The organism is Reinekea sp., from assembly GCF_982785585.1.
Genome location: NZ_CEYAVF010000029.1, coordinates 14,069 through 35,632, shown reverse-complemented (window position 1 = coordinate 35,632; position 21,564 = coordinate 14,069). Strand labels below are relative to the sequence as shown.

Here is a 21,564-nt window from a genome sequence, read left to right as displayed (position 1 = left end):
CTGCGTTACAATTTCCGCTTCTGCCAGAGTTAGCGTCTCGGCCTGGGTCAGCGCTCGCGCTTCCGACTGCGACTGCGCAGCTTGGGCCCGCGTTAAAGCCTGTTCGGCTTGCGCCAATATCTCGGCCTGGACTTGAGTCTCCGTTTCGGCCTGCGCGAGAATATCGGCCTGCGCTAAAATCTCACTCTGGGCCAGCGCTAAAACGTCCGCCTGGGTCACAGCGTTCTGTGCCTGCGTTACAATTTCCGCTTCTGCCAGAGTTAGCGTCTCGGCTTGAGCCACCACTCGGGCTTCCGCATTCGCCTGAGCAGTTTGGGCTAGCGTTAGGGCTTGCTCTGCTTGCGCGAATATCCTTGCCTGGGCTTGAATCTCGGCTTCGGCCAGAGCTAGAATTTCAGCCTGCGCGATGATCTCATCTTCGGCCAGTGTTAATATTTCAGCCTGTGCCAGTGCATCCTGAGCTTGAGTTACAATTTCCGCTTCTGCCAAGGTTAGCGTTGCTGCTTGAGTCAACACTCGGGCTTCCGCATTCGCCTGCGCAGCTTGAGCAAGCGTTAGAGCTTGCTCGGCTTCGCTCAATAGCGCCGTTTCAGCCTGTTCAAGGGCCTCGGCTCGGACTTGCGCGACTTGGGCCCGCGTTACGGCTTGTTCTGCTTGCGCCAATCTCTCAGCCTGGGTCAGGGCATTCTGAGCCTGCGTTGCAATCTCTGCCTCAGCCAAGATTAGTGTCTCAGCCTGAGTCTGCGCGCGCGCCTCAGTCTGCGCTTGAGCTGCTTGGGCCAGGGTTAAGGCTTGTTCAGCCAGCGCCAATATGCCTGCCTGGGCTTGAGTCTCGATTTCGGCTAGCGCTAGAATTTCCGCCTGGGCTATAATTTCAGCTTCTGCCCGCCCTATAAATTCCGCCAGCACCAGAATCTCAGTTTCCGCTTGCTCGAGAGTTTCCGCCTGTGTCGCTGCTAACCTTTCAGCCTGAATTACGGCTAATGCCTGAGCCTGCGCCTGAGCCGTTTGCGCTTGCGTCAAGGCCTGTTGAGCCTGCGCCAAAATTTGCGCCTCGGTCAGCGCCTCGGTCTGAGCGTCGGCAAGGGCTTGCTGCGCCTGCGCTAGAATCTCCGCCTGCGCTAGAGTCTCCGCTTCGGCCAGGTTTAGAATTTCGGCCTGGGCCAGCTCTCTGTTCACCTGCGCCAGGATTTCAGTCTCGGCTTGTGCTAGAGATTCCGACTGCGCCAGAATTTGCGCCTCGGCGAGCGCAAGAATATCTGCTTGCGTTAGCGCCTGTTCCGCCTGTGCCAAAATTTTAGCTTGGGCCAGCGCCAGCGTCTCCGCTTCCACCAACGCCTGCTCTACCTGCGCCAGTATCTCAGCTTCAGCCTGAGCCAGGGACTCCGCTTGGGCTAATGCCCTCTCCGCCTGTGCGAGGATTTCCGCCTCCGCTAGGGCTAGATTTTCTACCTGCGCTGTTATAGCCGCTTGTGCCAAAATTTCAGCTTGAGCCGCGGTCTCGGCCTGTTCCAGCGCCAATGCTCTGGCCGCGCTCAACGCCTCTTCAGCCTGCGCTACTGTCTCCGCTTGCGTCTGCGCGAGCGCCTGCGCCTGCGCCATATTTGCCTGGGCTTGGGCCAAAATATCGGCCTGTGCCAGGATCTCAGACTCGACTTGCGCCAGAGTCTCGGCCTGCGCTTGCATATCAGCCTGCGCCAATGCCAAAGTCTGTGCGTGCACCAATGCAGTTGCCTCAGCTCCAGCCAAGGCGTTCGCCTCGACTAACGCCAAACTATCCGTTTGGGCCAGAATCTCCGCCTGGGCCACCGCCAATAGCGCCAACTGGGACTCGGCCTCAGCCTCGGCTGACGTTAATGTCTCTGCTTGGGCCAAAATCTCCGCCTGCGCCGCTTCTAGTGCATCCGCCTGCGCCAAGGTTTCCGTTTGGTGCTCCTTTAAAGCTTGGGCATGCACTAGGGCCAGAGTTCGAGCTTGGCTTTGCGCAGCTGCCAGCGCCTGGTTTGCCAAGGCTAGCGTCACCCATTGCGATTGCGTCAGCGTATCCGCCTCTGCCTTCTCTGCTTGAGCCTGCGCCAGCGCTTGATCGGCTATGGCCAGAATCTCGGCCCCTGACTGTGCCAGCAGCTCTGCCTCTAACAGGGCCTGTGCGGCCTGCACGAGAAGTTCAGACTCTGCATCTGCCAAGCCCTGCTGTGCCAAAACGGTTGTCGCCAAGGCTTGCGCCAAAGCTTGCTCCGCTACCGCTTTTTCAGACTGCGCCTGAACCAACGCTTGCTCCGCAGAGGCTTTTTCGGACTGCGCCAAGGCTAGGGCTTGCTGCGCGATAATCTTCTCCGATTGCGCCAGAGCCAATGCTTCATCAGCCAAGGCCTGAGCCAGCGCTTCGGCTGCCAAACGTGCTTGATCGGCCTGAACCTGAGCGAGCGCTTCCGCCTGAGCCTGGGCCAACGTTACCGCTAGACTCTCCGCCAGTGCTTGCTCCGCCAAGGCCTGCGCTTCTGCTAAAGCTTCTGCTTCAGCCAGCGCCAAGGCCTCAGCTTCTGCGAGGGCTTCCGTGCTCGCTTGGCCCATATAGCCGCTATAGGTGGCAATGCCGTTGTAGATGCCAATCTCGTTCACATCGACGGCGCAATTCAGTCCGCCCGACTCAGATGTCACGGAGCCAATAGCAATGGCCGCAGTGGCCCATAAGTTCCCGCAAACGGCGGCTCCCGCTCCGGTGACCGCGCCATTAATAAAAGCAGTACCAATGAAGGATGACCCCGCACCCAGAGTCAGCGCACCACCTATATTCCAAATGACCACAGCACCACCGCTGCCAACGTTGATTATTTTAAATTCACTGCCTGCGGCCACGGTCAATGCGGAGCTAAGGTTAATAATCCAAAATTGAACCTGAGTTGAATTTTCAGCATCGAAGGTCACAACCGAATCCGCAGCAACGGTAGCAGCAGTGCCCTGATAGACACCGGGCCGATAAACTGCTCCGCCCATAGCCACGGCGCCTAGTATTTCATTGGGGGTAAGCTGAAATAATACGGCTTGAGCATCGATTATATTCGCTATACCGTCTTGCCCATCGGTAAAGACAATCGCCGGCCGAGCGCTGATAGTATCGGTATAGGCAAAAGAAGCCTCCGATCCGCTTCCCGTTATCGCAGCACCGGCATAGACCTGCGCTGTTTGAGAACCCGCGCCTAGGGTGACCGCTGCTCCGGCATAGATATTCCCCACAAACGCACCCGCACCCACTACCGTGGCGGCCTCGGAAAATACCGGTCCATAGGGGCCACCGAACGCCCCAACCGAAGATGCTGCGCCGATGGATACAGCGCTGCCAGACGAAATACTGCTCACCACAGACCCTTGACCTGTAGCAGCGGCGGCACCTGCTACCAGATCGCCGGTATTAGCGTAAGCGGCTACGTCAACCGCGGCGGACGAGGTTATCCTGGCAGTCTCTGCCCATGCGCCCACCGAAACTGCGCCGGCGGCACCGATTGCATTTGAAATTGTTGCGCCCGCTGATATGGCCACTGCACCGCCGGACCAGACAGAATGATCTTTAAAAAGAAACTGTTCGAATGAATATTCGTCTGCTGCCGCCCATGTTGCGGTGATTAATAGGCTGCATAAGATAACAGTTGTCAATTTAGTGTTCATGTTGGCGCCTTATTTGGAACGAGAACGTGTTTGGTCGGAATCCCTTCATTATTTCTGCACATTACAATCCTAGCTGGGGATTTGTCGTAAATAGCACGCAGGCAAACAATCAAAAGCCCAGTTAGCAGCTTTTACCTGGTCACAAAATTGGGCTACTCGCAAGATGTGGCGCATCTGTCGACTACTTTCACTTTACAAGTGCATGCCGACCTATTGCCTAAATTCGTCGATCCTAAGCCTACTTCAAGAGCTGGACGCCTTTCCTTAAATCCTGTCCGTTTTTGAAGGCTTTTGGGATGAGTATGGTCAGAGAGCCTTTGCCAGACTCTCCTCTGAGGTAACATTGACGTAAGGGCCGATGTTCGGGCCTTATTAACTTCAAAGTATGAACAAGATAACGCTCTTGCTCTATTTACATATTCTGGTCAGCTGTTGTGCACAATATACCTCCTTAACTTAAAATTCTATCAGTAATACTTTTATTTATATTAATATCGAATAAATACTTTTATCATCATATTGACCATGACCATTGGAGTCTATTTTATGATTAGGATTGAAAAAATTTCTGCGCTTCATTAATTTAATTACATGCGCTAAAAGACAAGCATCCTGGGCCATTAACGGTTATACCCATATTGGCCAGGTAAAATATACTGCCACCCTGAAATCCCTAAACGCCCGGCGTGCCGGCCTTCTCATATAGAATTAATTTTTAAACGTAAAAAAGATAAACGATGCGGTTATATTTTTAAGTAACCCTTTTGACTATAGGCACAGAGTCACTGCAAAAGTTTGTAACTTTTTAAATCGGAAAAGTTTTAAAATAATTCATTTATTATAAAAAAAAAGGCCGTTTTTTACTATAGTCATTTAGACAATAATGCTTATTGATGAGTGTGTCGGGCTACCTCTTTGGTGGGTGCATACTAATTCACCCTCAATTATCATCCGCCAAAGGGGACGTCGAGCAGTCACTGGCCTAACATCCCGTCTTCAATTGCTGCTGGCTTGGGACACGTCTGTGCATGATTGCTATGGTCTTTATGGGTACTGGTCAATATACTCGTCTTGTATATCAGCATCCGAACAACGCCGACTTAGGCTTCATTCGCGCACCCCAAGATAGCGAGAACGCTACATGACTACCCTTGCCACCCTACCAATACACGGTTCTGCTCGGGCAGCTCAGTGATGAGCTTTAGCATCGCCTTATTGCTGTTTGCCGTGGCGTCCACCGGCACACCCGGACCCAACAACCTGATGATCCTGTCTTCCGGCTTAAACTTTGGCGTGCAACGCTCTATACCCCATTGGTTGGGCATTATTTCCGGGGTGCCGGTGATGATGCTGGTCCTCGGTCTCGGTTTGGACCGCATTTTTGCGCAATGGCCGATGTCTTACACCCTGATCAAAATTATTGGCGCGACCTATCTGCTCTATCTGGCGGCCAAAATTGCCCTAACCCGAGTCTCCGGAGATACTCGCACAACGGCCAAACCCCTGACCTATATCCAGGGTGTCCTCTTCCAGTGGGTCAATCCCAAGGCCTGGGTTATGAGCATTGGTGCCATCGCCGCCTTCACTGTGGACGATGTGGCGCTGTTGCCGCAGGTCTTGACCATCGCCATCACCTTTATGCTGGCCGGCCTGGTCTGCGTCGGCAGTTGGTTATTCGCCGGCAGTGCGCTCCAACGGCTGCTCAAAAACGACCGTCAACAGCGCATTTTCAATGTCACCATGGGCTTGATTCTGGCCGTCTCGATTATTCCGATGATGGCGGTGTCGTTCATCTGATGTCGACCCAGTGGCCAATGCTCGGTTCAGGGCGGCAATCAGGTCACATTGTTAATACGAACAATGGCATCAGTAGTCAATTTCCCCTGCGCGGGCTTAGTGCAAAAGCTATTTTCTGTTAGACTCCTCCGCCGTCTATACTAGGCCCGCCTAGTTTGCTATCGAACCCCTTACCGCCGGAGTGAGCCTTCACCATGAATCGCCTGTTTGTTAACAATCTCACCGTCATCGATTTCAGTTACTTTCACCCGCAACGCGGCGTGGTCGGCGAAAGCTGGATCGTCGATGTCGAGCTGGTCGGTGAACTCAACGACGAAGGTATGGTGTTCGACTTTGGCCATGTGAAAAAAATGCTCAAGGCGGCGCTCGATAGTGGCATGGACCATACGCTAGTAGTGCCGGAGCACCTGCCTGGCCTGACTATTGAGACGCTCGCGGACGGCAATCAGATACACATTGAGTATCGTCGACCCGACGGCGAGCTCGCCTTTGTTTACCAGAGCCCTCGTGAGGCGGTATTTATTGTCGACAGCGATAAGGTGACCATCGACTCGGCCCGACCGTTGCTGGAATCCCATCTCAATACCCTAGTCCCCGCCAATGTGCGTCAGGTATCGCTGCAATTGCGCACTGAGGAGATTGCGGGTGATTTTTATCACTACTCGCATGGCCTTAAGAAGCATCAGGGCGATTGCCAACGCATTTGCCACGGTCATCGCTCGCGGATCGAGATCTATCGCAACCATAAGCGTGATATAGAGAGTGAACAGGAATGGGCCAAACGCTTTGCCGATATCTACTTGGTAACGGCCGAAGACCAGATGCCATCTAGCCATAGGCATCTGCAACACATCGGCTATGACGCCGAGCAGGGCCGCTTTGATGTCTGGTTGAATCCCGACCAGTGTTACCTGATGGCCACCGACAGTACCGTTGAGCTGATCGCCAGCCATATTGCCAATGCCCTGCAGCAGGAAGCGCCAGAGGATCACTGGCGCGTTAAGGCATTCGAGGGTGTGCAGAAGGGTGCCATCGCGTCGAACCACTAAGATGCCGTTAGCCTGACCCGTTCGCCCGAGGTATACTGCGCGCTGATTACCTCCATCGATGGAAAGCACATGTCCCTGGTATTACAGAACAGTATGACCGGCAAAAAGGAAGCCTTTTCACCCCTCGACGCCGAGCAGGTCACCATGTATGTCTGTGGCCCCACCGTTTACAACTATATCCATATCGGCAACGGCCGCTCGGCCGTGGTCTACGATCTATTGTTTCGCACCCTACAGCAGCTCTACCCCAAGGTGGTGTATGCGCGCAACTTTACCGATGTCGATGACAAGATCAATGCCGCGGCTGCGGCCCAGGGCGTTGATATCTCCGTGATCACCGAGCGCTTTATTAGCGCCTATGATGAAGACATGGTGGCCCTGGGCAACCTGGTGCCGACCATCGTGCCCAAGGCAACCGAACACATCAGTGAAATCATCACCACGATCAACACCTTGATCGAGCGCGGACATGCCTATGCGGCAGAGGGCCACGCCCTGTTTGCGGTCGATTCATTGGCCGACTATGGCAAGTTGTCGAAGCGCAACACCGACGATATGATTGCCGGTGCACGCGTCGACATCGCCAATTACAAACGCAATCCGATGGACTTTGTGCTCTGGAAGCCGTCAACCGATGACCAACCCGGTTGGCCCAGCCCCTGGGGCCGCGGACGACCAGGCTGGCACATCGAATGCACCGCGATGATCCACAAGCATCTGGGTGAGACCATCGATATCCACGGCGGCGGCACCGACCTGCTCTTTCCGCATCATGAAAACGAACTCGCCCAGGGGGTCTGCTGCACCGATCAACCCGGTGCCTATGCCCGCTACTGGGTGCACAATGCGATGCTCGATATCGAAGGCGAGAAGATGTCCAAATCCTTGGGCAACTTTATCGTGCTGCGCGATCTATTGGCCCAGCAGCCGCATGAACTGGTGCGGGTGGCGCTCTTATCGGCCCATTATCGATCCAATATGAACTGGTCTGAACAACTGCTGCATCAAAGCCGTTCCTTGCTCGATCGGCTATACACCATCAAGCGCGACAGTGCCGAGCTTGGTTCAGCACCCATCGCCGATCTGATGGCCCTGCCGTTTATGCAGATGTTGCTCGATGACCTCAATACGCCGAAGGCCTTTGCCGTCTTACACGAGCTGACCAATCGATTTTTCAAAACCGATGACCTCGGCGAGCGCGCCCAACTGAAGGCGGAGATCTTTGCCATTACCGACTTCCTCAATATAGCGCAGCTGGACGCAGACACCTGGTTCCAGGGTCAGACGGCAGAGGGCGATATCAGTGCCGAGCAAGTTGAAGCGCTGATTGCGGCCCGCCAGACCGCCAAAAAACAACGTGATTTTGCCGGTGCCGACGCCATTCGCGCGCAACTGGCCGACCGCGGCGTGCTGATTAACGATACCCGCGAAGGCACACTTTGGTCGCGCGAGTCTTAACGGTGAAATGGCTGCTGATCGGCGTGGTGCAGTTTTATCGATGGGTGATCAGCCCATTGCTTGGACCACGCTGTCGTTATTACCCGAGTTGTTCAGAGTACGCATTGATTGCCCTCCACCATCACGGCGCTTGGCGTGGTGCTTGGTTGAGTGCCAAACGAATAGCCCGCTGCCATCCCGGCAGCGCAGGCGGTCTAGACCCGGTTCCCGGGGTACCGCTTAAAACCTATGATGAACCGAAGGATCGCCCTGATGTTGATTGATAAACAGTTATTAAACCTTTTAGTCTGCCCGGTGACCAAAACCCCCTTACAGCTCGACCGGGACAAGCAAGAACTGGTGTCTACGGCGGCAAAGCTGGCCTACCCAGTACGCGAAGGCATACCGGTCATGCTTGAAGATGAGGCGCGGGCGATCAGTCAAGATGAGTTTGAATATTGGCATGCGAAAAAGTAAGCGACCCGACGGGCCCGGATCGGGCCCTCGGTAGAGCGTTACCAGGCTAAGTTTAGCCCGCTCGGTCTGGCGCCTGAACTTCCGGTTCGTGCTTAATATGCAGAGTCTGGGTGGGAAAGGCGAATTCGGCCTGGTTGCGTGCGACGATCTCGATCACCTTAAACATCACGTCCTGCTTAATGGCGTGAAACTCGATCCAGTCGGTGGTCTTGGTAAAGGTATAGATAAAGAAGTTAATCGATGAGGCCGCAAAGGCGTCGACGTTCACGATCATAGTCTGGTCGTTATCGATATCCTTATGTTCGATCAGCATCTGCTTCACATCACTCACCACTTGCGCCACTTTCGAGGCATCGTCATAGCGCAGGCCAACGGTTTCCTTAATGCGCCGACACAGCATGCGGGAGGGGTTTTCTACAGAAATATTGGCAAAGGTGGCATTGGGTACATAGAGCGGGCGCTTGTCGAAGGTGCGGATGCGCGTCAGGCGCCAGCCAATATTCTCCACCGTACCCTCTATTTCTTTGTCGGGAGAGCGCACCCAATCGCCGACTTTAAAGGGTTGATCCAGATATATCATCAGACCGCCAAAAAAATTCGCCAGCAGATCTTTGGCCGCGAAGCCGACGGCGATACCGCCGATGCCGCCAAACGCCAATACCCCCGAGACACTGAAGCCGAGGGTCTGCAAGACAACCAACGCGGTAGTGATGATGATCGACAACCGCATCAGCTTGCCCAGCGCCGAAGCGGTAGTGGCATCCATGGGATTCACCAGTACGCCGGGCATCTGCACCGTTAGCTCACCCTGGTGGATAAAGCGCACGGCAAACCAGGCCAACAAGACAATAAAAGACACTTCGCGGATCGGTTCGATAATGTCAAAAATGGCCTCGTTGGAGACGTCTTTGACAACATCGGCGGCCAGCAACATGCCGAATATCCAGATAAAGAAGCGTACCGGCTTGCGCGCCGTCTCAACAACCATATCGTCGAAATGGACTGACGTCTGCACGCTTGCCGATGACAACCGGTCAAATAACTTTCGCACAAAATAATTTGCAAACAGCGTTAACAACACGATCACAAAAACCTGTACTATCCAGCTAAATTCAGCGCTTACGGCGAGCCAACGTTCCAGTTCGGCCATAGCACTGGTAAAAAAATCCATTATTCCCACTCCCAACTAGGTGATTTTATGTATCTAATGATCAAAAACCTGCATATGACATTGGCGATGTTATCCATTCTGGGCTTTATCATCCGGGGCCCGCTGGCCATTCGACAACATGCCATTATGCAACAGAAATTGCTGCGCATCTTACCACATATAGTCGACACTTTTTTACTGCTAGCAGCCATCTACCTGGCGTGGACATTGAGCCTGCATCCGTTCAATAGCGGCTGGATATTGGCCAAGGTCATCGGCTTGGTGGTTTATATTGGTCTATGCACCCTGGTGATCAAGCGTCGGGGCTCCATCATGCAGCAATGGCTTACCTATGGCGCGGCAATCGCAGTGTTTGGCTATATTATTGCCGTTGCCATCAGCAAAAACCCATGGTTAGTCGGCTAGGGTTCGAGTTAGGGCTCTGCGGGTTTGACTGGGCTGGGCGTTTTGCGCGCCATGCCCGGAATGTGCAGCAGGGCTGTGGCGATCCAAAAATAGGCGGCGGCGGAGGCGATCAGTATCAATAGGTTGGTCGGTAGACCGACATCGTCGAGCAGAAAAAACAATCCAATTTGCACCGCATAGCCGCTGCATAATGCACACCAACGGCCCAATAGCGAAAGCCCATAGGCAAAATACCAACAGACCAGTGGAATGAAAACAGCCGCTACATAGATCTGCAACGGTTCTAGAATGGCAATGACGACAGCAGGTTCAATCATAGGGCGATATTAACTGCGCCGACACGCCCATCACAAGCAATACTCTTGTCAATTATGTGACCTTATTCCCAAAACACGCAGAACCTGTCCAGCGGGGTGCCTCTATGGCTTGATCTAAGCCACATGCTATTGACTGGTCACTCGACTGTGCCCGCAGCGTTGACAGACAGATCGGGTGACCAGTTTGCCCTGTTGGCTATCAAAGCGGGTGCTGGTATCGGTGGCCCAACGATGGTGGCCATTGAGGCACAGGCTCTTACCGGCCGCGGCCTTTTTCTTGCTGGCTTTGCGAAACGCATCCAGTGAACGTATATCGGCCATCGGTCTGTTCCCTGCTCGGGTTAGGTGATCTACTGCGATTGGCTTATCAGCTTCGCTTAGGTCATCTAGTTTACAAAAAAAAGCGCTCTTGGGTTGGTGGAATTTTTCAGGTGGGTATAATGAGCCGCTTTACGATAATCATTGGTCGTCCCCTATGTTAGATGCAAAATCCCTTGAACTGCTCCAGTCCCTGAAAACCGACATAACAGCCAGTAAGCCGGTCTTGCAAGGCTTGATCAAGGGCACCGGTAAATCCTTTGGCTTTGTAACCTGCCCCAATGGTGACGAATACTTTGTGCCGCCCGATGATATGGCCAAGGTCTTACCCGGGGATGAGGTGACCTTTACCGTGACTGAGCTGGCCGACGGTAAGACCCGCGCGGAGCTGGAAAGCCTGGTGGCCTCATCGATCGACGAATTCTGTGGCATCTATCATGTGCGCGGCAAGGCGCAGGGCGTGGAACCCTTTAATTCAGCCTTCTCCGGTTGGTTATTTGTACCCCCTAAGCAAACCTTAGAAGCCGGTAACAATGAAATGGTCGTTGCCAAACTGCGCCGCCACCCGTGGGAGACCGGTAAGGCGCAAGCCGAGATTATCCGCCTGTTGGGCAGTGCCGATAACAATCGCTCCTGGTACAGCTTGGCGATCCAGGAACATCGTTTAGAAGAGACCTTCTCTGCCCCTGAATTGGCCGAAGCCGAGGCTCTATGTCAGGGCCAGCTAGCGCCGCAGAGCGACTATGTCGATCTCACCGATCGGCCCTTCGTCACCATCGATTCAGCCTCGACCCAAGATATGGACGATGCGCTGCATGCTCAGAGCACTGGTGACGGTTGGCTCTTATCGGTGGCTATCGCCGATGCCTCGCTCTTTGTCACGCCCGGCTCGCTGCTCGATCTGGCCGCCCGGCGGCGTTTGAGCACCACCTATTTGCCCGGCCTGACCCTGCCCATGGTGCCCGAGGTGCTGGCCAACGGTGCCATGTCGTTGCAGCCGGATTGCCAACGTCCGGCCTTGGTGTTTGAACTGAGTATCGCGGCCGATGGTGCCGTTACCGACCTGCGAGTTCAGACGGCGCATGTGCGCAGTCGTGGCAAGCTCAGCTATGCCGATGTCGCGCTCTGGTTGACCGACACCAACCTGTTACCGGCAGACTACCAGCAATTGCTGCCCTTGCAACAGGCTACCTCGGCGATGGCCGGTTGGCGTCGACAGCATGGTAACCCGATGCAAGATCGCCCGGATTACCGTGTGCGGGTCGATAATGACTTCAGAGTAACCGCTGTTGATAAGGAAACACGTGATGTGGCGCGCGAGATTGTGGAAGAGTCCATGATTGCCACCAATGCGTCGGTCGCCAACTGGCTTAAGGCCGACTCGGCGCTGTTTATGACGCACCGCGGCTTCAAACCCGATCGTGAAACCGAGTTGAAGGGCCTATTGCGCGATACCGTCGCGGAAGTGGCCAACCTCAACGGCCACGACCTGACGGACTTCCGCACCATAATGGCGGCGGCGGCTGGCTTGGCCGACTTCCCCCTCTTAACCGTGCTGCAGAAACGCTTCGACCGGGGCGCCTGGTCGAACAGTGCTGCGGCCCACTTTGGCCTGGGATTGGAGCAATACACCACCGTCACCTCGCCGATTCGTAAATACAGCGACCTGACCACCCATCGACTGATTAAAGCCAAGCTGTTAAACCAGCCGCTGCAGATTGCAGAGGATCTGGTCAGCGACCTCAATGAGCGCGGCAATATACCGCGTCAAGTGGGCAATCTGATCGAAAATAAACTGCGTTTGCAGTGGTTAGCGCAACAGCCCGACCAGGTCTGGCATGCCACCGTCGTGCATGTCACCGCCATCGGCCTTATTGCCCAGCTCGATGACAATGGCGCCTCCGGCCTAATCGATATGCGCCGCAAAAAGGATGACTATAGCCATGATGCCTTGCGCATGGTGCTCAAGTTTGCCGATCATACCTATCAGTTAGGCGAGGCGTTGCAGGTTAGGGTCGCCCGGATCGAAGACGATAAGATGATGCTCGCGTTGGTCTAATGCCTGCAAGGCAAGGCCGTCTATCCAAATCCCGAACCCCGTTGGGTAAGGGATTAAATTTAACCAACTGGATCAAACTCCGGGCAGGTCTTCAAAACCCGAACTCGTTAATACGCTTCCCTTTGTTCGATTCATATTGCTCATCCGGTAATCCTTTACGGACCTGTTACGGGCATATACCTAGTCCTACTGCATTACTAGATAGGCGAAATCTCGCTCACTGCCTGAACATAATAAGCATTAATACGCCTATTAGGCTCGGCCCTCAAACCAACATGCGCTAACAGCCCGTTATGGCGGTGCCAAATAAATAAACCGGTTAGGCACGGTATTTGCGTTCCTAGATTGATCCTTTGGTTGGCTGCTTGACAATAAGTTTCCAATTCCAAAACGCTCACCAGATCAAAATAATAAAAAATTTGGAGAAACAACAATGAAATTCAATGCAAAAATCGCCGTTGCAGGCGTGGTGTTAGCTTCTTTTACCGCTGTGAACGTTGCAGCGACAGAATGGAATGTGTCAGTTTGGGGCAAAAGAAGAGCCTTTACCGAGCATGTTGAAAAGCTAGCGGAGCTGGTTTCTGCTAAGACCAACGGTGAGTTCACCCTGAACGTCTCTTACGGCACTTTATCCAAAAACACTGAAAACCTCGATGGCATTTCATTTGGTGCGTTTGAAATGGCGCAATTCTGCGCGGGGTACCACCCTGATAAAAACCCAAGCATTACAGTGCTCGAGTTGCCGTTTATGGGTGTTGGTTCTCTTGAAGAAGAAATTGCCGTTTCTCAAGCCATATACAACCATCCTGCCGTTGTGAAGGACTTAGCTCGCTGGAACGCGAAATTGCTGATGCCGTCACCATTACCACAGTACAACATTGTCGGTGTCGGTGAAGCCCCCTCTAAAGTCGCCGACTTCGCAGGTATGCGTGTTCGCGCTACCGGTGGTATTGGTGAAGCTTTGAAAACGGTTGGTGCCGTACCAACGTCGATGTCGGCTACCGAAGTTCGTCAAGCACTTGATTCTGGTGTGATCAATGCAGTGTCCTTTGCTCCCCATGCTCACATGTCTTTCGGTACGGTTGAAGCAGCCAAATGGTGGACCACCAACCTGAACCCCGGCACCGTTAACTGCCCGGTTGTGGTCAATACCGATGCCTTCGCCAACCTAAGTGCTGAGCACAAAGAAGCCTTGTCAAGTTCGGTCGATGAGGCATTGGCCTACTATGTGGACTACTACAACAACCAGACCATGGCAGCATGGGGACCAAAACTTACAGAGCGCGGCATTGAGTCTGTAACCTTTTCAGCTGCTGAACTTGCGTCGTTTAAAGAGCAAGCAGCGGGCCCAGTCCATTCTGCTTGGATCACTAAAATGAATGACCGTGGTCTTCCTGCACAGGAACTCTATGACCTAGTGCTTTCCACTCTCGCAAAGTAATATTCGCTAAGAACTTGGCGAAAAGAACTTGGCGAAAAGAACTTTTCTAACCAGCTACTGCCCTGCAGTAGTTGTTTAGAACTTCAGCTAAACATCAAAATATATTACCCATAAAACGACAGCACTCTGGCAAAATTTTTGTGAGCGCTGCGGTTTTATAGGTTTTTTTGGGAGTTACTATGTCGTCTTCGATCATTCGTGAAGATTCCACTCGTCTGAGTAAATTTGACCAACAGCTTTTTAAACTGGAAAGTTGGTTTTCACTTATTGGTGGGATCACAATTTCAATGTTAGTCGCGTTGGCAATTGCTAATTCGCTCGGTCGATGGTTGTTTAATTTACCGGTAACAGGATACATCGATTGGGTTGAGCAATTCATGGCCGTCTTTGCATTTATCGGCATTGCCTATTGCCAACGCTTAGGTGGCCACATACGCATGGATATTCTATTGAGTTTAATGAAAGGGCGCGCCCTGTGGGTGGCTGAGTGGGCCTCAACCTTGTTTATGTTACTCATTACCGCAGTTCTGGTGTATGGCAGTTACTTCCATTTCTACCGGGCATTTACCAATGGCGACAGCTCTATGGATATTGGCATACCGATATGGCCGGCAAAATTATTGGTGCCAGTCGCCTTGTCCTTTTTGATGCTGCGCCTTTTGCTTCAGTTGTGGGCCTACTCGCGGGCTATCCTGTTAGGGTCGGAACAACCAGTGGGCGTGCCCTTTATTGAAGATGCTGCGACGCAAGCAAATAGAGAGGCAGAAAGTTTAGGCGCTGCTTCGGAATACGACAAAGAATCGCAGGAGCAATCATGATTGAATTTATGAGTACGGCGGAGCCGCTCCAAATTGGTGTAATTGTATCGTTTGTAATGTTGATTTTTGTTTTAATTGGTGTGCGTGTAGCCTTTGCAACCGCCGGTGCCGGATTTTTAGGCTTGGTGTGGATTTTTTCGGCTAAGATGGGTTTTGAGAAAGGCTTTATTGTTGCTGTAAAGATGGCCGGTACCATACCCCATTCAAAGGCCACCACCTTGTCCCTTTCGCTTATCCCGACCTTTATCCTCATTGGCTATCTGGCCTATCATGCGGGCTTAACCAAAGCCTTATTCGAAGCGGCGAAACGTTGGGTTGGCTGGCTGCCGGGTGGCCTCGGCGTGGCGACGGTGTTTTCTACTGCCGGTTTCGCCGCTGTATCCGGGGCCTCGGTCGCGACCTCCGCCGTGTTTGCCCGCGTCGCCATTCCTGAAATGCTCAAGATGGGCTATGACAAGCGCTTTGCGGCTGGCGTTGTTGCCGCCGGCGGTACATTAGCCTCCTTGATTCCACCGTCAGCCATTTTAGTGATATATGCAATTATCGTTGAGCAGGATGTCGGCACCTTGCTAATGGCGGGTTTCATTCCCGGAATCGTTTCGGCATTTATTTACGGTGGCCTGGTGGTTTTCCTCGCACTGATGAACAAGGATTTGGGACCACCGGTGCGCGGCTTCACTTGGAAGCAACGCTTTGAGTCGATACCCGGAACTCTACCCATTTTCTTTGTGATTTTTATCATCATGGTTTGTATTTACGGGGGTGTTGGCACGCCTACCGAGGCGGGTGCCTTGGGTGCCGGCGTGATTATGGCCATGGCATTTTATAAGGGTATGCGTTGGAGCACCTTAAAAGACGCGCTTATGGAATCGTCTAAGTTAACGGTGATGATCTTCACCATGATTTGGGGCGTTCTACTGTATGTACGGTTTTTAGGCTTTGCTGACTTACCCAATGCCTTCTCGGCCTGGATTGCGGGTATCGACCAAAGCCCCTACATAACATTACTGTTTATTCTATTGGCCTATGCCGTACTCGGCATGTTTATGGATGCCATCGGTATGCTACTGCTCACGTTGCCAGTCGTGTACCCAGCTATCATCGCCTTAAATGGTGGACCGCTAGTGACCGCAGCGGATTCAGCCTTTGGCGTCTCCTCTACCGGCTGCGCCATATGGTTCGGGATTATTGTCGTAAAGATGGCCGAGTTGTGTTTGATAACACCGCCCATTGGTTTGAACTGCTTTGTCGTGGCTGGGGTCCGAAAAGACATTTCGGTTCAGGATGTATTTCGCGGTGTCACCCCCTTTTTCGCCGCAGACGTGCTCACCATTGCAGTTTTAATAGCCGTGCCGAGCATTGTGCTTTGGTTGCCGTCGATGATGTAGTCGCAAACTAAGCGCCTCGGGATGGGGCGTTTAGGTGGTTCCCACGGCTGCGTAGTGACCATTCGATAAGCTTAAAGTCGTCTTTTAATCGCACTAATTTGGCAAATATTCTTCACGCCTGAGCCCATACTTTTGCATCTTTTGGTTCAACGTCCTTCTCGGCAAATCGAGGACATCCATTACCGTCTTTATATTACCCTCATGAAGCTTGAGCTCAGCGTCGATAAGCATCTTTTCGACATGCTCTAATCGGGCACTCAGCGAAGCCTCAGACATTAACGTATTCGACCCCGACAGCTCGGGTTGGCTAACCTGCAACAGTTCTTGCACCGATACGTCATCAATGTGGTGAATTAGCATATAGCGCTCGGCCGTGTTTTTGAGTTCTCTAATATTACCCGGCCAGCTATAGGTTTCCAAAACCAGTCCCTCTTCAACAGATATTTCCGGGCATACCAAACCATTGAAATTGGCCGCCTTGGTTAGGAAGTGTTTAAACAACATTACAATATCTTCCTTACGGTCGCGCAGCGGCGGGATCTTAATTTCGGACACCAACAGACGATAATAGAGGTCTTCCCTAAAGTCGCCTTCTTGCACGGCCAGCTTCAAGTCTTTTTTGGTGGCTGCCACGATGCGCACATCGATCCTTTTCGGAGTATGTGACCCTATGCGCACAACCTCTCGCTCTTGCAACACCCGCAATATCTTTACTTGGAAGTACATAGGCATGCTTTCAATCTCATCGAGCAACAGGGTGCCGCCATGAGCGTATTCAAACTTGCCCGAGTGGCTCTTAGTGGCCCCCGTAAAGGCACCCACCTCGTAACCAAACAACTCGGATTCAATTAGGTTTTCAGGGATCGCCGACACATTGATGGGCACGAAAGCATGTTCGCGTCGAACGCTGTATTCATGCAAGCACTGCGCGACTAACTCTTTACCGGAGCCGGTCTCGCCGCTAATAACGACATCTGAATTTACCTTTGCGAGCGCTAGTATGCGTTTTCGTAATCTTATCACCGCGGCAGACTGACCAATTATTTTTGATTCAATGCCATTCAAATCATAAGCACTAACTTCGGTTTTCTTGTTCGCCAAATAGTGCTGCCGCTGCTTGCAAGCCGTTTTTATCATATCGACCAGACGCTCGGGATTATAAGGTTTTTCGACGAAATCGTAGGCGCCCGCCTTCATGGCTTCTACGGCGAGGGTAATACCGCCATGGCCCGTTATTAGGATAAACGGTATGTTCTTAGATGCCCGTTTCAAAAACTCCATGCCATCCATAGCCGGCATACGCACATCGCTAACAATAACACCCGGATAATCCTTTGGAATATCTATCAACGCAGCGTGTGCGCTGGCATAGGTTTTAACCTCTATATCGGCCAGACTTAGCCACTGCTCCAATGATTCACGAATGGCTGGATCGTCATCGACAACCATTACATGGTACATGTTTGGATTATTTTTCAACTCTATTCCCCAGCAATTTACTTGCGACTTCGGTGGTATCGGTGGTATCGGTGGTATCGAATACGAAACTTTCAGTCGTGTTATTTTTCACGTTTATAGATGAAGATAAGAGGTCAATATTAAATAATGAGCCATTTCCAACCTGGCTTGATACGGTAAGCTTGCCACCCATATCGGTCACAAGACTGTAGCTAATAGCAAGACCCAGGCCCAGCCCTTCACCCATGTCCTTCGTTGAATAAAAGGGCTCAAATATGTGCGGCAGGTCGTCTGGATTCAATCCTTGACCGGTATCTTCGATACTTAAGCGAAGACCAGATCCATGCCTAGAACGTATATATATTTCTCGAACCGTCTTACTTATCACCGCGTCGAGAGCATTGCTAACCAGGTTGACAACTACCTGTTCGAGCATCATCGAATTACCTTGAGCCTCGTCAAACTCACCGATGTCTATTTCGACCTTTACCTTCAGTTGCTCCGTTTTTGTTTTCAAAACGTCTAGTGCGTATTGAACAACCGGTAGTATCCGTATTGTCGATAGGCCGGTATTACGTTTACCAGAGACCATTCGCAGCTGTCGACTGATATAGGAGAGGCGCTCGATCAGACCCTTTATTTTGGTCAAATTTATCGCTACTTTCTCATGATCGTTACGATGCAACAACAATTCACTACTTGCGGCATAACTGGATAAGGCGGTAATGGGTTGGTTTATTTCGTGCGCAATGGCAGAAGACATACGGCCCAGAGACGCCAGCCTCTGTGACTGGTTGAGTTCATTTTCCGCTTGGCGAAGCTCTTCAGTTCGAGAAATAACCCGCTGTTCCAGTGCATCATTGCTCTTTAATAAATTTAACTGTGCAGATTTCAGCTCGCTCACGTCGTGAATAGTGACGAGGTATTCGTGCTCACCGGTGGTTCCGATTGCGCTGGTTGAGACGAGAATGGGTACCTTGGTGCCGTCTGTACGCAAACCAGTGGCATCGGTTGGCCTGACTGTGGCGTGTATCCCACGCCAGGGCGAAATCAACAATTGAATATCGGGCAATGAATCATCTTCTAGTCGAAAAAGCAACTTCGCCTGAGGATTGATGAAGGTTGTAATGCCGTCGTTGCGCAATACAATAAGGCCCGCATCGGTATTTTCGATGATCGCGCGCTGATGTTCCTCGCTTTGCTGAATCAGCTGGCTAATGTGTTTCTGGGTTTGAGCGCTTTTAATACGTTCACGAACCCAAAGTCCCGAAATTATCATGAACACATAAAGCGAAAATAGGTATATTTTTTTCAAGTTTATGGCTTTTGTGAACTCTGCCTTTGAATAGAGCCAGCTAATCTTCCAACCCAAACCCTGAATATCCTGTTGAAACAAAATGTGCTCGGACTCACCTTTCAATTCAACCGAGGAATATTTGGAATTATCGTCTTTTATTGCAAACAGCTCGATTTCCTCGGTACCGTATTGTTTGGTTTCCGCTACCAATTTTTGGTCTTTCAGGCTTAACGGCCGCAGACCCAGGTATTGCCATCGAGCATCATAGGATAAAAATACAATGCCAAGTTCGTCGGAAAGCCAAACCTTTTCTCCCGACTGCACCCAACTATTTTCCAGCGCTGCCAAGGATATTTTCACAACAATAACACCGGTAACGACGCCATCAACATACACGGCTTCAGCAAGAAAAAGCCCCGCTTTCCCGCTCGTCGCCCCTACTGCAAAATAGACCCCAAGGCCGCCTTCGATTGCAATTTTAAAGTAGGGTCTGAAGGCGTAGTTTTGATTAACAAAGCTGGTATTCGAAAGATAATTAGACGACCCAATGGTCAGGCCATCCTTATTCATCAAGAATATCTCGTCAGATCCTGCTCTATCATTTGTTTGGCTTAACAGTGGAGAGCTTTCACTTACAGCGGACCCCTCTGTTAATGCATGCAAAATTCTTGGATCCGTTGACAGCACTGCGGGTAAAAATTCGTATTGTTCAATACTGGTTAACAACGAGTTTTGATAAACAGATAATCGTTGACTTGCTTGTTCTTGCAGCTTGTCGGTTTCACTTGCGCGGAATTTTTTATCGAACATTGCCAATAGAAATAGAAAAACGGCTAAACTTAACAGCAAAGTGACCAGTAGTCTTGAGTTGTAGCCACCATTCAGATTTCGATTCGCCACGGTACCCTCGATTTGCGGTGGGTGATTCATTCGTTTTGAATGCTTTAAAACAGACATTTTTGTTATTATTTCGGCCTTTCCCTGACTATAACAAACCCTCTTAAGACCTGGCAGTCCTCTTTTAGTTTTATCCCCTCATATTAGGTACTATCTGATCAACGGGTGTGCTGAAACCTGGATAAGAAAGCTTTTTGTACACCCATTGACGAACATAAATGCGACTGCACTGCTATTCGCAGTGCGGATAGTGCCGCATGGAGGGCCTAACGCAAATCACCAACCATATGATAAACACCGGTCAAAAAGTCGCGTCCCAGCAGGCTGCTGCGTCCATCGGACCAACCAACGCTGTCATCAGGGAGCAAGTCATTGTCCTTAAATGGCATTTCAATGGTATAGGCTAAACATCTAAAGTGGTTGCCAACCCAATGGGTTGCGACGGTTGGGTTCGCCTTACCCGGCGCGCCTCTGCCGTATCCGCGTTCATCTTGGAACTCAGGGGTAATGGCGATCATGATGGCTTTGAATTTGTCCTCTAGTGCTTTATGGCGGGCGTCGTAAGCCACGACACCTTCACAACCGGCGACAAAGTTAACCGGTAATGCCTCATCTCCATGCACGTCCAGGAACATGTCGACCCCGGTCTGGAGCATTTTCTCACGCACCAAGAAGACTTCCGGGCTCCGCTCCATGCTCGGCTCTAACCATTCTCGGTTCAAGTTCGCGCCAACGGCATTGGTCCGCAGATGACCCCGGACGCTGCCGTCTGGATTCATATTGGGCACAATATAGAACACCGCCTGGTCTATTAGAGCCCGGGCGACTCCATCATTCTCATTTAACAAGCGGTCTACCAAACCTTCCACAAACCATTCGGCCATGGTTTCGCCCGGGTGTTGCCGTGCCGTAATCCAAACGACGCGTTTACCTTCACCGTCTGTGCCTACTTTTAATAGGCTCATGTCACGGCCATCGAGCGTTTGGCCGAGTACATGCAATTGGCAATCGGGGTGCATTTGGGCGCTGTGAATCAGATCTTGATGGCGCTCATAGCTGTAGGGTGCAAAGTAGGCAAAATAGACCGAGTCGTATTCTGGTGTTAAACGCATGGTGAGTTTTTCACCATCAAACTGGGTCGGCACCCGAAACCAATGATCACGGTCGTAAGAGGCGACGGCTTGATAATCGACCCAACCCTGAACATAGGCCGATTTACCGGCATTTATTAAATGAATAACATGCTCTTGCGCGTCATCCGGCCGGACCGGATCGGTTTGTAATTTAAAATGAAACCATTGGAAAAATTCTGATTGATGATCGTGCTTTATTTCCAGCTGGATATTGCCGGCATCGGATGCATCAATAACACGGATGTTGCCGCTGTCGAAGTTATCAGTAATATGCATAATTAAGTGTCTTCGCTTGATTGGCAGTAGGCCAATGGAGAATGTATAGGGTGGTTAGGCCACTCGGACATCGGAGTACTTCGCGGACGGAAATAGTGCTGTACGACGATCGTCAGTGGGCCCCTTGCTGAACAAGATTGCATAGATTAACCCCTGGTGG

17 protein-coding genes are annotated in these 21,564 nt (G+C 51.7%); 10 read left to right on the top strand and 7 right to left on the bottom strand.

Annotation, left to right across the window (positions count from 1 at the left end; translation table 11 throughout):
- A partial coding sequence (locus tag AC4FIC_RS11750) for an ice-binding family protein (RefSeq protein WP_476195072.1) occupies positions 1-3,360 on the bottom strand: 3,360 nt, incomplete at its 3' end.
- Between the two features lie 1,500 nt (positions 3,361-4,860).
- On the opposite strand from AC4FIC_RS11750, the gene AC4FIC_RS11745 reads away from it, so the two are divergent.
- The 5 genes from AC4FIC_RS11745 (at position 4,861) to AC4FIC_RS11725 (ending at position 8,426) form a co-directional block, all read left to right on the top strand.
- Entirely contained in the window at positions 4,861-5,463 is a 603-nt protein-coding gene (locus tag AC4FIC_RS11745) for a LysE family translocator (protein WP_100257918.1), read from the top strand.
- 194 nt (positions 5,464-5,657) lie between these two features.
- Positions 5,658-6,512, top strand: coding sequence for a 6-carboxytetrahydropterin synthase (locus tag AC4FIC_RS11740; RefSeq protein ID WP_100257919.1), 855 nt, complete (start codon positions 5,658-5,660; stop codon positions 6,510-6,512).
- A 69-nt stretch (positions 6,513-6,581) separates the two neighbouring features.
- Entirely contained in the window at positions 6,582-7,970 is a 1,389-nt protein-coding gene (cysS, locus tag AC4FIC_RS11735) for a cysteine--tRNA ligase (RefSeq protein WP_273285776.1), read from the top strand.
- Positions 7,971-7,972: 2 nt separating this feature from the next.
- On the top strand, positions 7,973-8,233 hold the full coding sequence (yidD, locus tag AC4FIC_RS11730; RefSeq protein ID WP_100257921.1) for a membrane protein insertion efficiency factor YidD: 261 nt from the start codon (positions 7,973-7,975) through the stop codon (positions 8,231-8,233).
- Positions 8,223-8,426 (top strand): Trm112 family protein, encoded by a 204-nt coding sequence (locus AC4FIC_RS11725; protein WP_405124662.1) that lies wholly within the window; start codon positions 8,223-8,225, stop codon positions 8,424-8,426. Before yidD ends, AC4FIC_RS11725 begins: the two co-directional genes overlap by 11 nt.
- Positions 8,427-8,478: 52 nt before the next feature.
- Here the strand turns inward: AC4FIC_RS11725 and AC4FIC_RS11720 are convergent, their stop codons facing one another.
- On the bottom strand, positions 8,479-9,597 hold the full coding sequence (locus AC4FIC_RS11720) for a mechanosensitive ion channel family protein (protein WP_273285777.1): 1,119 nt from the start codon (positions 9,595-9,597) through the stop codon (positions 8,479-8,481).
- 27 nt (positions 9,598-9,624) lie between these two features.
- Here AC4FIC_RS11720 and AC4FIC_RS11715 point away from each other — a divergent pair, with 27 nt between their 5' ends.
- Positions 9,625-10,002: a SirB2 family protein gene (locus tag AC4FIC_RS11715; protein WP_100257922.1), complete on the top strand. Its 378-nt coding sequence runs from the start codon at positions 9,625-9,627 to the stop codon at positions 10,000-10,002.
- Positions 10,003-10,010: 8 nt separating this feature from the next.
- Here AC4FIC_RS11715 and AC4FIC_RS11710 read toward each other — a convergent pair whose 3' ends face one another.
- Together AC4FIC_RS11710 and AC4FIC_RS11705 are read right to left on the bottom strand one after the other, a co-directional pair.
- Entirely contained in the window at positions 10,011-10,319 is a 309-nt protein-coding gene (locus tag AC4FIC_RS11710) for a hypothetical protein (RefSeq protein WP_100257923.1), read from the bottom strand.
- 126 nt (positions 10,320-10,445) lie between these two features.
- Positions 10,446-10,640 (bottom strand): hypothetical protein, encoded by a 195-nt coding sequence (locus tag AC4FIC_RS11705; RefSeq protein ID WP_100257924.1) that lies wholly within the window; start codon positions 10,638-10,640, stop codon positions 10,446-10,448.
- A gap of 154 nt (positions 10,641-10,794) precedes the next feature.
- Between AC4FIC_RS11705 and AC4FIC_RS11700 the strand changes: the two genes are divergently transcribed.
- The 4 genes from AC4FIC_RS11700 to AC4FIC_RS11685 all read left to right on the top strand — a co-directional run bounded on the left by AC4FIC_RS11700 (position 10,795) and on the right by AC4FIC_RS11685 (position 16,343).
- The gene (locus AC4FIC_RS11700) at positions 10,795-12,696 is read left to right on the top strand and encodes a VacB/RNase II family 3'-5' exoribonuclease (protein WP_100257925.1); all 1,902 of its coding nucleotides are present in this window, start codon (positions 10,795-10,797) and stop codon (positions 12,694-12,696) included.
- A gap of 433 nt (positions 12,697-13,129) precedes the next feature.
- The gene (locus AC4FIC_RS11695; RefSeq protein WP_100257926.1) at positions 13,130-14,137 is read left to right on the top strand and encodes a C4-dicarboxylate TRAP transporter substrate-binding protein; all 1,008 of its coding nucleotides are present in this window, start codon (positions 13,130-13,132) and stop codon (positions 14,135-14,137) included.
- Between the two features lie 179 nt (positions 14,138-14,316).
- Complete coding sequence (locus tag AC4FIC_RS11690) at positions 14,317-14,955, top strand: TRAP transporter small permease subunit (RefSeq protein ID WP_100257927.1); 639 nt, start codon at positions 14,317-14,319, stop codon at positions 14,953-14,955.
- On the top strand, positions 14,952-16,343 hold the full coding sequence (locus tag AC4FIC_RS11685) for a TRAP transporter large permease (RefSeq protein ID WP_193437300.1): 1,392 nt from the start codon (positions 14,952-14,954) through the stop codon (positions 16,341-16,343). Before AC4FIC_RS11690 ends, AC4FIC_RS11685 begins: the two co-directional genes overlap by 4 nt.
- Positions 16,344-16,436: 93 nt before the next feature.
- Here the strand turns inward: AC4FIC_RS11685 and AC4FIC_RS11680 are convergent, their stop codons facing one another.
- The 3 genes from AC4FIC_RS11680 to AC4FIC_RS11670 form a co-directional block, all read right to left on the bottom strand.
- Complete coding sequence (locus tag AC4FIC_RS11680; RefSeq protein ID WP_227003684.1) at positions 16,437-17,822, bottom strand: sigma-54-dependent transcriptional regulator; 1,386 nt, start codon at positions 17,820-17,822, stop codon at positions 16,437-16,439.
- A complete protein-coding gene (locus AC4FIC_RS11675) occupies positions 17,812-20,055 on the bottom strand; it encodes an ATP-binding protein (RefSeq protein ID WP_100257929.1) in 2,244 nt (747 codons plus the stop codon). The genes AC4FIC_RS11680 and AC4FIC_RS11675 overlap by 11 nt, the downstream gene beginning before the upstream one ends.
- Positions 20,056-20,261: 206 nt before the next feature.
- Positions 20,262-21,404, bottom strand: a complete 1,143-nt coding sequence (locus AC4FIC_RS11670) for a M14 family metallopeptidase (RefSeq protein ID WP_273285781.1) — start codon at positions 21,402-21,404, stop codon at positions 20,262-20,264.
- Positions 21,405-21,564: the final 160 nt, after the last annotated feature.

Excerpts from the sequence above, each read along its gene's own strand:
- AC4FIC_RS11745 (WP_100257918.1), top strand. The coding sequence starts at position 4,861 with ATGAGCTTTAGCATCGCCTTATTGCTGTTTGCCGTGGCGTCCACCGGC.
- AC4FIC_RS11740 (WP_100257919.1), top strand. The coding sequence starts at position 5,658 with ATGAATCGCCTGTTTGTTAACAATCTCACCGTCATCGATTTCAGTTAC.
- cysS (WP_273285776.1), top strand. The coding sequence starts at position 6,582 with ATGTCCCTGGTATTACAGAACAGTATGACCGGCAAAAAGGAAGCCTTT.
- AC4FIC_RS11725 (WP_405124662.1), top strand. The coding sequence starts at position 8,223 with ATGTTGATTGATAAACAGTTATTAAACCTTTTAGTCTGCCCGGTGACC.
- AC4FIC_RS11720 (WP_273285777.1), bottom strand. The coding sequence starts at position 9,597 with ATGGATTTTTTTACCAGTGCTATGGCCGAACTGGAACGTTGGCTCGCC.
- AC4FIC_RS11715 (WP_100257922.1), top strand. The coding sequence starts at position 9,625 with ATGTATCTAATGATCAAAAACCTGCATATGACATTGGCGATGTTATCC.
- AC4FIC_RS11710 (WP_100257923.1), bottom strand. The coding sequence starts at position 10,319 with ATGATTGAACCTGCTGTCGTCATTGCCATTCTAGAACCGTTGCAGATC.
- AC4FIC_RS11705 (WP_100257924.1), bottom strand. The coding sequence starts at position 10,640 with ATGGCCGATATACGTTCACTGGATGCGTTTCGCAAAGCCAGCAAGAAA.
- AC4FIC_RS11700 (WP_100257925.1), top strand. The coding sequence starts at position 10,795 with ATGTTAGATGCAAAATCCCTTGAACTGCTCCAGTCCCTGAAAACCGAC.
- AC4FIC_RS11695 (WP_100257926.1), top strand. The coding sequence starts at position 13,130 with ATGAAATTCAATGCAAAAATCGCCGTTGCAGGCGTGGTGTTAGCTTCT.
- AC4FIC_RS11690 (WP_100257927.1), top strand. The coding sequence starts at position 14,317 with ATGTCGTCTTCGATCATTCGTGAAGATTCCACTCGTCTGAGTAAATTT.
- AC4FIC_RS11685 (WP_193437300.1), top strand. The coding sequence starts at position 14,952 with ATGATTGAATTTATGAGTACGGCGGAGCCGCTCCAAATTGGTGTAATT.
- AC4FIC_RS11675 (WP_100257929.1), bottom strand. The coding sequence starts at position 20,055 with ATGTCTGTTTTAAAGCATTCAAAACGAATGAATCACCCACCGCAAATC.
- AC4FIC_RS11670 (WP_273285781.1), bottom strand. The coding sequence starts at position 21,404 with ATGCATATTACTGATAACTTCGACAGCGGCAACATCCGTGTTATTGAT.